Here is a 9,146-nt window from a genome sequence, read left to right on the forward strand (position 1 = left end):
TTTAACCCAATAGTTCACTCGCCGCCGGCATTTATCAGCGCCCGCCGCGCGCCGCGCAGTAAATTTTGCGGGCGGGTTCTCGTTCAAAGTAAAACCCCGCGACGTGTCTCGGAGGAACTTACTTTGGCCGGAACCCTGCATGAAACGTCCCCCCTTGGCCCGCCGGGCCCTGATCACCTTAGTTGGCCTGGCGACATTGCTGGCCGTAAGTGCCTGGCAGATCATGCCACCCCGCCATGATGGCCTGAATACCGTCACTGTCAGCCGGGGTGATATCGAGAGCAGCGTTACCGCCATCGGCACCTTGCAGCCACGCCGTTATGTTGACGTCGGCGCCCAGGCATCCGGGCAGATCCGTGCCATCAAGGTCGAGGTCGGCGACGCGGTGCAAGAAGGCCAGTTGCTGGTCGAGATCGACCCTTCCACGCAACAGGCCAAGCTGGACGCGGGACGCTACTCGGTCGAAAACCTGCAGGCACAGTTGCAAGAGCAACGTGCCCAGCATGAGCTGGCCCGGCAGAAGGCCGAGCGCCAGCAGAGCCTGGCGGCAGGCGGTGCCACGCGCGAAGAGGATGTGCAAACGGCGCGCGCCGAGCTCAAGGCCACCCAGGCGCGCATCGACATGATCCAGGCGCAGATTCGCCAGGCCCAGGCCAGCCTGCGCAGCGACCAGGCCGAACTGGGTTACACCCGCATCTATGCCCCCATGAGTGGCACCGTGGTCGCACTGGATGCCCGCGAGGGGCAGACGCTTAACGCCCAGCAGCAGACCCCGCTGATCCTGCGCATCGCCAAATTGTCACCGATGACAGTCTGGGCGGAAGTGTCGGAAGCGGACATTGGCCACGTCAAACCCGGCATGCACGCCTATTTCACCACCCTCAGCGGTGGCACCCGGCGCTGGAACAGCACTGTACGGCAGATCCTGCCGGTGCCGCCCAAGCCGCTGGAGCATGCCAACCAGGGCAGCGGCAGCCCGGCCAGCAAAAGCAATGGCCGGGTGGTGTTGTATACGGTGTTGCTGGACGTCGATAACGCCGACGGCGCCCTGATGGCAGAAATGACCACCCAGGTGTTCTTCGTCGCTGACCGTGCGCACAATGTGCTGACCGCCCCGATTTCCGCGCTCAACCCGGGCAAGCAGCCCGATCGCAGGCTGGCACAGGTACTGACGAAACACGGCGCCATTGAAAATCGCGAAGTGCGCACCGGCATCAGCGACCGCCTGCGCGTGCAGATTCTCGAAGGGCTGGAAGAAGGTGATCGCCTGCTGATCAGCCCCTTGCTCAGTGCAGGAGGGTAAATGCCAGTCCCACTGATTGAGCTGCGCGATATCCGCAAATGCTATGGCGGCGTCGATACACCGCAAATCGAGGTCTTGCGCGGTATCAACCTGAGCATTCACGCCGGTGAATTCGTCGCCATTGTCGGTACCTCCGGCTCAGGCAAGTCTACGCTGATGAACATCCTCGGCTGCCTGGACCGCCCCTCCAGTGGCGACTACCTGTTCGCGGGTGAACAGGTGGCCAGCCTGGACAGTGACGCACTCGCCTGGCTGCGGCGTGAAGCTTTCGGTTTCGTGTTCCAGGGCTATCACCTGATTGCCTCCGGCACCGCCCAGGAAAATGTCGAAATGCCGGCGATCTATGCCGGCACGCCTGCCGCCGAGCGCCACGCACGCGCCCATGCCCTGCTGACCCGCCTGGGCCTGGCCGAACGTACCGGTAATCGCCCGCACCAGTTGTCCGGCGGCCAGCAACAACGCGTATCGATAGCCCGCGCGCTGATGAACGGTGGCCACATCATTCTGGCAGACGAACCCACCGGCGCCCTCGACAGCCGCAGCGGTACCGAAGTCATGGCCCTGCTCGACGAACTGGCCAGCCAGGGCCATGTGGTGATCCTCATCACCCACGACCGGGAAGTCGCCGCACGGGCCAAGCGCATCATCGAAATCCGCGATGGCCAGATCATCAGCGACCAGGCCCAGCCTGAGCCACTGCCCGCTGCGCACCCTGAGGTCGACGTGCTGCAGGCCGTCGACCTGCGCCAGCGCCTGAACGACGGCAGCGAGCACAACGGTGCCTGGAAAGGCGAACTGCTGGACGCCGTCAAGGCGGCGTGGAGGGTGATGTGGATCAACCGCTTCCGCACCGCACTGACGTTGCTGGGCATCATCATCGGCGTGGCGTCGGTGGTGGTCATGCTGGCAGTGGGTGAAGGCAGCAAGCGCCAGGTCATGGCGCAGATGGGCGCCTTCGGCTCCAACATCATCTACCTCAACGGCAAGCCACCCGCCCCCAGGGCGCCGGAAGGCATCATCACCCTGGACGACACCCGCGCCATCGCCACCCTGCCCCAGGTGCGCATGATCATGCCCGTCAATGGCGGCAAGGCCGGTGTGCGCTATGGCAACCAGGACCTGAAGCTCTATGTCGGCGGCTCCAACACCTACTTCCCGCAGATATTCAACTGGCCAGTGGCGCAGGGCAGTTTCTTCACCGAGGCCGACGAAGCCGCCGGCGCGGCAGTGGCAGTGATTGGCGAAAAGACCCGGGAAAAACTGTTTGCCGACCGCAACCCGGTGGGCCAGTACATTCTCATCGAGAACGCACCGTTCCAGGTCATCGGGGTGCTGGCCGGCAAGGGCGCCAGCTCTGGCGACCAGGATGCCGACGCCCGAGTGATGGTGCCCTACACCACCGCCAGCGTGCGCCTGTTCGGCAACCAGACACCGGAATACGTGGTGATCGCCGCCGCAGATGCGCGCCAGGTGAAGCAGACCGAGCAGGTCATCGACCAGTTGCTGCTGAAACTGCACAACGGCGTAACCGACTTCGAACTGACCAACAATGCGGCCATGATCCAGGCCGAAGCCAGGACGCAGAACGCGCTGTCGCTGATGCTGGGCGCCATTGCCGCCATTTCGCTGCTGGTGGGCGGCATCGGGGTGATGAACATCATGCTGATGACCGTGCGCGAGCGCACACGGGAAATTGGTATCCGCATGGCCACCGGCGCGCGCCAGCGCGACATCCTGCGCCAGTTCCTTACCGAAGCCGTGATGCTGACGATGGTCGGCGGCGTCAGCGGCATCGCCCTGGCATTACTGATCGGCGGCGCCCTGAGCCTGGGCCAGGTCGCCGTCGCCTTCTCGCTGCCTGCCGCCATCGGTGCCTTCGCCTGCGCGGTGGTCACCGGTATCGCGTTCGGCTTCATGCCCGCCCGCAAGGCTGCACGGCTCGACCCGGTGGCCGCCCTTACCAGCGTATGAGTACCCCAACGTTGATCAAACCCTTGCCCCTGCTCGGCGCCTGCCTGCTGCTGAGCGCCTGCGCCACCCCTGCAACGCCGCCGCAACACGGTGTGCATACCCCGGCCCGCTGGCAGGCGGCCGCGCCTCAGAGCACACCACGCCACTTGACCGGCTGGTGGCAGTCGTTCGGCAGCCCGGCACTGAACCAGCTGGTGGAGCAAGCCCGCACCGACAGCTTCGAAATCGGCGCGGCCATGGCCCGGGTTCGCCAGGCACAGGCCGATGCGGTCATTGCCGGCGGCCCCTTGCTGCCCGAGGTGACCGGGGCAGCCAATGCCAACCGCGAGCGCCTGCAACACGGCAACGGCTACAGCCAACTGAATTCCAGCCCGACCCAGCGCACCACTCATTACCTGGATGTGGCCCTCAAGGCCAGCTATGAGGTGGACTTCTGGGGCGGCAACGCGGCAGCCCGCGAGAGTGCCCTGCACGGCCTGCAAGCCAGTGAGTTCGACCGCGCGACCGTTGAACTGACCTTGCTCGGCAAGGTTGCCGACAGCTACATGCAGGCGCTGGCCTTCCAGCAGCAGGGGCGGATTGCCGACCTTAACCTGGCCAATGCCGAGCGTGTCCTGCAACTGGTGCAAACCCGCTTCGATGCAGGCTCGGCCACAGCACTGGAACTGGCCCAGCAACAAAGCCTGGTCGCCACCCAGCAACGGCAACGCCCGCTTTACCAGCAACAGGCCCGGGAGGCCCTGATCACCCTGGCGACCCTGGTCGGGCAGCCGGTGCAGGACCTGCAACTGGACAACACGCGCTTTGAACAGCTCAACTGGCCCTCGATCGATGCGGGCCTGCCCAGCGAACTGATCAGCCGTCGGCCGGACATCGCCAATGCCGAGGCCAAGCTGGCGGCGGCTCAGGCCAATGTGCGCGTAGCCCGCGCGGCGATGCTGCCCAAACTCAACCTGACGCTGATCGTCGGCAGCGGCGCCGATCACTTCCCGGACGTCTTGCGCAACCCCTTCACCAGCCTCGCCGCAGGCCTGGTCACGCCGGTGTTCAATAACGGCCGCCTGCGCGCTGAACGCGACAAGGCGGTAGCAAGCCAGGAGGAACTGCTGCAGAACTACCGCGGCGCTATCCTGGCCGGTTTCGGCGATGTGGAAAAGGCCCTCAATACCCTGGACGGCATCGACCGGCAACTGCATTGGCAGGCGATCGAACTGCAACAGGCGCGCAAAGCCTTCGACATCGCCGAAAGCCGCTACCAGGCGGGCGCCGAGGACCTGCTGACCGTCCTGCAAACCCAACGCACCCTGTACCAGGCTCAGGACGAGGATGTGCAACTGCGCCTCAAGCGGGTCATGGGCAGCATCGCCCTGTACAAGGCCCTGGGCGGCAGCTGGCAGGTCGCTGGCGCTGAACCGGGTGCCGCACCTGGCGCTTAAACATCGGCAGGTGCGGTTCGTCTTTATCCATGGACAGCACCCGACAAGTCGCACTCGCCCCCTCACAGGAAGCCCTATGAACGCACCCTCTTTCAGTCTGATCCTGGCCGATGGCCGCAAAGCCAGTGCCCAGGATGAAACGCCAGAGAGCGGTAGCCTGCGCCTCGACAGCAGCGCCGCCATCCCCTACCGGGAGGTCGACAACCGCATCGTCTTCGAGCAACTTCCGCCAGCATTTCCGGCCAGCGCGATGCTGGCAGTGCTGGCGACCCGTTTCTGCCACCGCAAACAATGCAACGAGGTGAATGTGCAGGTCCCTGGCGACCGGGAATTTGCCGTGCGTGCGGTACGCGAAGGCATTTTCGATCACTGGCAGGTCGACGACCAAGGCAGGCTTGCCCTGCGCTGTACCCGCCAGACCTTCTGGCAGCAACCCCTGCCATGGCTTCGCGAGCCGGCCAGCGTGCACACGGCCCCGCGTTATTGCTTCAGCGGCGAGAAACGCCACCCGCAACGCCCGCCCAAACCGGCGGGCGAAGTCTATCGACGCCATCTGCCGAAGCTGAACGCCACCTTTTCACTGCGCACCATCGACCCGGTGAAGGACCTTGCAGCCTTCAACCGCTGGATGAACCTGGAGCAAGTCGCGTTCTTCTGGGAGCAGACCGGCACTCCGGAAGAACATGCGCAATACATTCGCGAAATGCTCGACGACCCGCGCGTACACCCGCTGATCGGCTGCTTCGACGACGAACCCTTCGCCTACTTCGAGGTGTACTGGTGCAAGGAAGACCGCATCGCCCCCTACTACGACGTCGCCGATTACGACCGTGGCTGGCATGTGGTGATCGGCGAACCCAAGCACCAGGGCATCGGCAAACTGCGCGGCTGGTTCCGCTCGCTGATGCATTACATGTTCCTCGATGACCCACGCACCCAGCGGATTCTCGGCGAGCCGCGCATCGACCATACGCGCCAGATCGACTTCCTCAAGTCCCAGGGGTTCGGCCACCTGAAGGACATTCAACTGGCCCACAAGAAAGCCGCTCTGCTGCGTCTGGAGCGCGAAGCCTTCTTTGATGACCACGTCCTTTGATCCACCTGGAGAAGACTTCCCCATGATTCGCAAAACGCTCAGCGCGACCCGCGAGCTTGCCCAGTTGCTCAAGCCGTTCTGGCCCATCGTGCTGGTTTCCATACTGTTGGGCATCCTCGGCGGCTTCAGCGTCACCACGCTGCTGGCCACCATCAACCGCGCCCTCAACAGCGAAGCAGGGCTGACCCACGCCGTGCTGTGGTTGTTTGCCGGCCTCTGCGTGCTGACCTTGCTCAGCAGCATCTTCTCCGACATGGGCACCAATTTCGTTGGCCAGAAGATCATTGCCAAACTGCGCAAGGAGCTGGGCGAAAAAGTGCTTTCGGCGCCCATCGAGCAGATCGAGCGCTATCGCAGCCACCGCCTGATACCGGTGCTGACCCACGATATCGATACCATCAGCGATTTCTCGTTCGCCTTCGCCCCCCTGACCATTTCGCTGACGGTGACGCTGGGCTGCATGGGCTACCTGGCAACATTGTCCGGCCCGCTGTTCCTGCTGATGCTGCTGGCATTGGGCGCCGGCATCACCGCCCAGGTCATCGCCCGCACGCGCGGCATCAAGGGGTTCAATACCGCCCGCGAGGCCGAGGACGACCTGCAGAAGCATTACAACGCCATTGCCCAGGGCGCCAAGGAGTTGCGCATACACCGGCCGCGCCGGTATCGCATGTTCACCCGGCACATCCAGGGGATCAGCGAGCGGATCAGCGCCATCCAGATCAAGGCAGTCAATACCTACATCCTGGCCAAGACGTTCGGCTCGACGCTGTTCTTCATCGTCATCGGCCTGGCCCTGGCCCTGCAGAGCACCTGGACAAGCGTCGATCAGGCGGCAATGACCGGCTTCGTGCTGGTGCTGCTGTACATGAAAGGCCCACTGGACCATCTGGTCAGCGTACTGCCGCTGGTCAGCAAGGCACAGGTGGCATTCCAGCGCATTGCCGAGCTGTCAGAGCAGTTTTCCTCGCCCGAACCGAACCTGCTGCTCGACGGCCAAGGCGCACCGCGCCAAACCATCGACAGCCTGGAACTGCGCAATGTGCAGTACGCATTTCCGGCCGTCGAGGGCAGCACGCCGTTTCGCCTGGGCCCGGTGAACCTCACGATCAACCAGGGCGACATCGTGTTCATCGTCGGCGAGAACGGTTGTGGCAAGACCACGCTGATCAAGCTGCTGCTTGGCCTGTATGCGCCGCACAGTGGTGACATCCTGCTGGATGGTCAGCCGGTCTCGGTGCTTGACCGGGATGACTACCGACAACTGTTCACCACCATTTTCGCCGACTACTACCTGTTCGACGACGTGGTCCAGGGTGACCAGCAGATTCCCGACGATGCGACCCAATACCTGCAACGCCTGGAGATCGCGCACAAGGTCAGCGTACGTGACGGCGCCTTCACCACCACCGACCTGTCCACTGGGCAACGCAAGCGCCTGGCCCTGATCAGCGCCTGGCTGGAGCAGCGCCCGGTACTGGTGTTCGACGAGTGGGCAGCCGATCAGGACCCAACCTTCCGCCGCATCTTCTACACAGAGCTGCTGCCGGACCTCAAGCGCCTGGGCAAGACCATCATTGTCATCTCCCACGATGACCGCTACTTCGATATTGCCGACCAGTTGGTACACATGGACAGCGGCAAGGTTCGCACCGCAGCCCAGCCGGCCTGACCGGCTGCATCCCTCGCCCCGACCAGGTCGGCTACAACCCTGGCCGGGGCCTGCCCACCCGCCCCGTCACCCACACGCCCGCCGGTAAATTTGCCGTGCGGCGGCTCGTTTACTGGCCATACACCTCTCCAGAGGACAGCGGCCATTCGCCGGCAAGGCCGGCCCCCATGCTGCTGTCCTTCGCCTCGACTGCCACAGGGACCGCCATGCACGAATCACTGGATGCCGACTCGCTCGCTGAAGACTTGCTGGACGACGCCTTGCTCGCCCTCCTCCAGGATGAGCGGCCTGAACCCGACCGGATAGCACCACGCGAGAGCACCGGGCCGGCCCCCCTCTCCTTCGCCCAGCAGCGCCTGTGGTACCTGCAGCAGTTCAACCCGCAGAGCGCGGCGTACAACCTGCCACGGGCACTGTCACTGAAGGGTGAACTGCATGGCCAGCAGCTGGCCATGGCCTTGCAGGCGGTGGTCGACCGCCATGACATCCTGCGCAGCAGGTTCGCCGAGGTCGAGGGCATACCGCAGCAGTTCGTCGAAGCCGACGCACGCCTCGAAATGCCCTGCGAAGACCTGACCGCCATGCCCGCCACGCAACGCCCTCATGCATTGCAGCGGCTCATCGAAGCGGATGCGCTGGCACCGTTCGACCTCGGCAAGGCGCCCCTGATCCGGGCCCGGCTGGTGAAAGTACAAGGTGACGAGCATGTGTTGCTGCTGAACATGCACCACATCGTTTCAGACGCCTGGTCCAATCCAATCCTGCTGCAGGACCTGCTGGGCGCCTATTCGCAGGCAGCCGCCCAGGGAGCCTGCAAGCTGCAACGGCCCGCCATCCAGTATGCCGATTACGCCATCTGGCAACGCCAGGCTTACCTGCAAAGCGATGCGTGCCAAGCGTCTGCCCGCTACTGGCATACCCGGCTGGGTGACGAACTGCAGCCGTTGATGTTGCCGGGTGACCTCGACCCGCGCTGCGCTGGCGCACCGCCTGAGGGCACCAGTGCCCGCTACCATGGCCTGCAACTGGACGCCGAGGTGTTCCAAGCCCTGCTGCAGCTCAGCCGGCAGCAGGGCGTGCAACCCTTCGTCATCGCCCTGGCCGCCTGGCAGGTGCTGCTGGGCCGCTACAGTGGCCAGCGGCAATTCACCCTCGGCGTGCCCAGCGCCGGGCGCAACCGCAGCGAAACCCAGCAGCTGGTAGGGTTCTTCGTCAGCACCCAGATCTACCGCGCCGAACTCGACCCGCAGCAATCCGTGCAGACCCTGCTGCAAAACCTGCGGGAGCAGTCTATTGCGGCCCTGAGCCACAGCGACTACCCGATGGAGCTGTACCTGGAGACGCTGCAGCACAACGGCCAGGTGCTACCCTCCCAGTTGTTCCAGGCGCTGTTCAACTGGCGCGTGGCCGGGACTGCCAGCGGCCCGCTGGCCCTGGGCCCACTGCAGCTGGACTTCCTCGATACCGCCAGCGCCCAGGCCAAATGCCTGGTCGGCATCGACCTTGAATACGCAGCCGACGGCCTTGGCTTCAGCCTGGAATACGACTGCAGCCAGTTCAGCCACGCCACCGTGCAACGCATGGCCCGGCACTGGCAGAACCTGCTGCTGGCCATGGCCCGGGGGCCCGAGCAACGGCTGGGCGAGCTCGACATGCTGGGCACCCCGG

General features: G+C 64.4%; 6 protein-coding genes. All 6 read left to right on the plus strand.

Features of this window, described 5'->3' with window-relative positions; translation table 11 throughout:
* Nucleotides 1-139 precede the first annotated feature (139 nt).
* Nucleotides 140-1,303 carry an efflux RND transporter periplasmic adaptor subunit gene (locus ACK59Z_RS23340; protein WP_019750845.1) on the plus strand — a complete coding sequence of 388 codons (1,164 nt, stop codon included), beginning with the start codon at nt 140-142 and terminating at the stop codon, nt 1,301-1,303.
* Complete coding sequence (locus ACK59Z_RS23345; RefSeq protein WP_108190324.1) at nt 1,304-3,274, plus strand: MacB family efflux pump subunit; 1,971 nt, start codon at nt 1,304-1,306, stop codon at nt 3,272-3,274.
* Nucleotides 3,271-4,710, plus strand: a complete 1,440-nt coding sequence (locus ACK59Z_RS23350) for an efflux transporter outer membrane subunit (protein WP_409293726.1) — start codon at nt 3,271-3,273, stop codon at nt 4,708-4,710. Before ACK59Z_RS23345 ends, ACK59Z_RS23350 begins: the two co-directional genes overlap by 4 nt.
* A 76-nt stretch (nt 4,711-4,786) precedes the next feature.
* Nucleotides 4,787-5,806 (plus strand): GNAT family N-acetyltransferase, encoded by a 1,020-nt coding sequence (locus tag ACK59Z_RS23355; RefSeq protein ID WP_003251532.1) that lies wholly within the window; start codon nt 4,787-4,789, stop codon nt 5,804-5,806.
* Nucleotides 5,807-5,828: 22 nt separating this feature from the next.
* A complete protein-coding gene (locus tag ACK59Z_RS23360) occupies nt 5,829-7,478 on the plus strand; it encodes a cyclic peptide export ABC transporter (protein ID WP_409293728.1) in 1,650 nt (549 codons plus the stop codon).
* Between the two features lie 167 nt (nt 7,479-7,645).
* Nucleotides 7,646-9,146, plus strand: a 1,501-nt coding sequence (locus ACK59Z_RS23365; protein WP_409293730.1) for a condensation domain-containing protein, incomplete at its 3' end; no start/stop codon positions are given.

Source organism: Pseudomonas sp. KCJK9058 (assembly GCF_046230975.1).
In the GTDB taxonomy this organism is placed as follows: domain Bacteria; phylum Pseudomonadota; class Gammaproteobacteria; order Pseudomonadales; family Pseudomonadaceae; genus Aquipseudomonas; species Aquipseudomonas alloputida.

Bases quoted from the DNA above. Each gene is read 5' to 3' on its own strand.
- ACK59Z_RS23340 (WP_019750845.1), top strand. From the start codon at position 140: ATGAAACGTCCCCCCTTGGCCCGCCGGGCCCTGATCACCTTAGTTGGC.
- ACK59Z_RS23345 (WP_108190324.1), top strand. From the start codon at position 1,304: ATGCCAGTCCCACTGATTGAGCTGCGCGATATCCGCAAATGCTATGGC.
- ACK59Z_RS23350 (WP_409293726.1), top strand. From the start codon at position 3,271: ATGAGTACCCCAACGTTGATCAAACCCTTGCCCCTGCTCGGCGCCTGC.
- ACK59Z_RS23355 (WP_003251532.1), top strand. From the start codon at position 4,787: ATGAACGCACCCTCTTTCAGTCTGATCCTGGCCGATGGCCGCAAAGCC.
- ACK59Z_RS23360 (WP_409293728.1), top strand. From the start codon at position 5,829: ATGATTCGCAAAACGCTCAGCGCGACCCGCGAGCTTGCCCAGTTGCTC.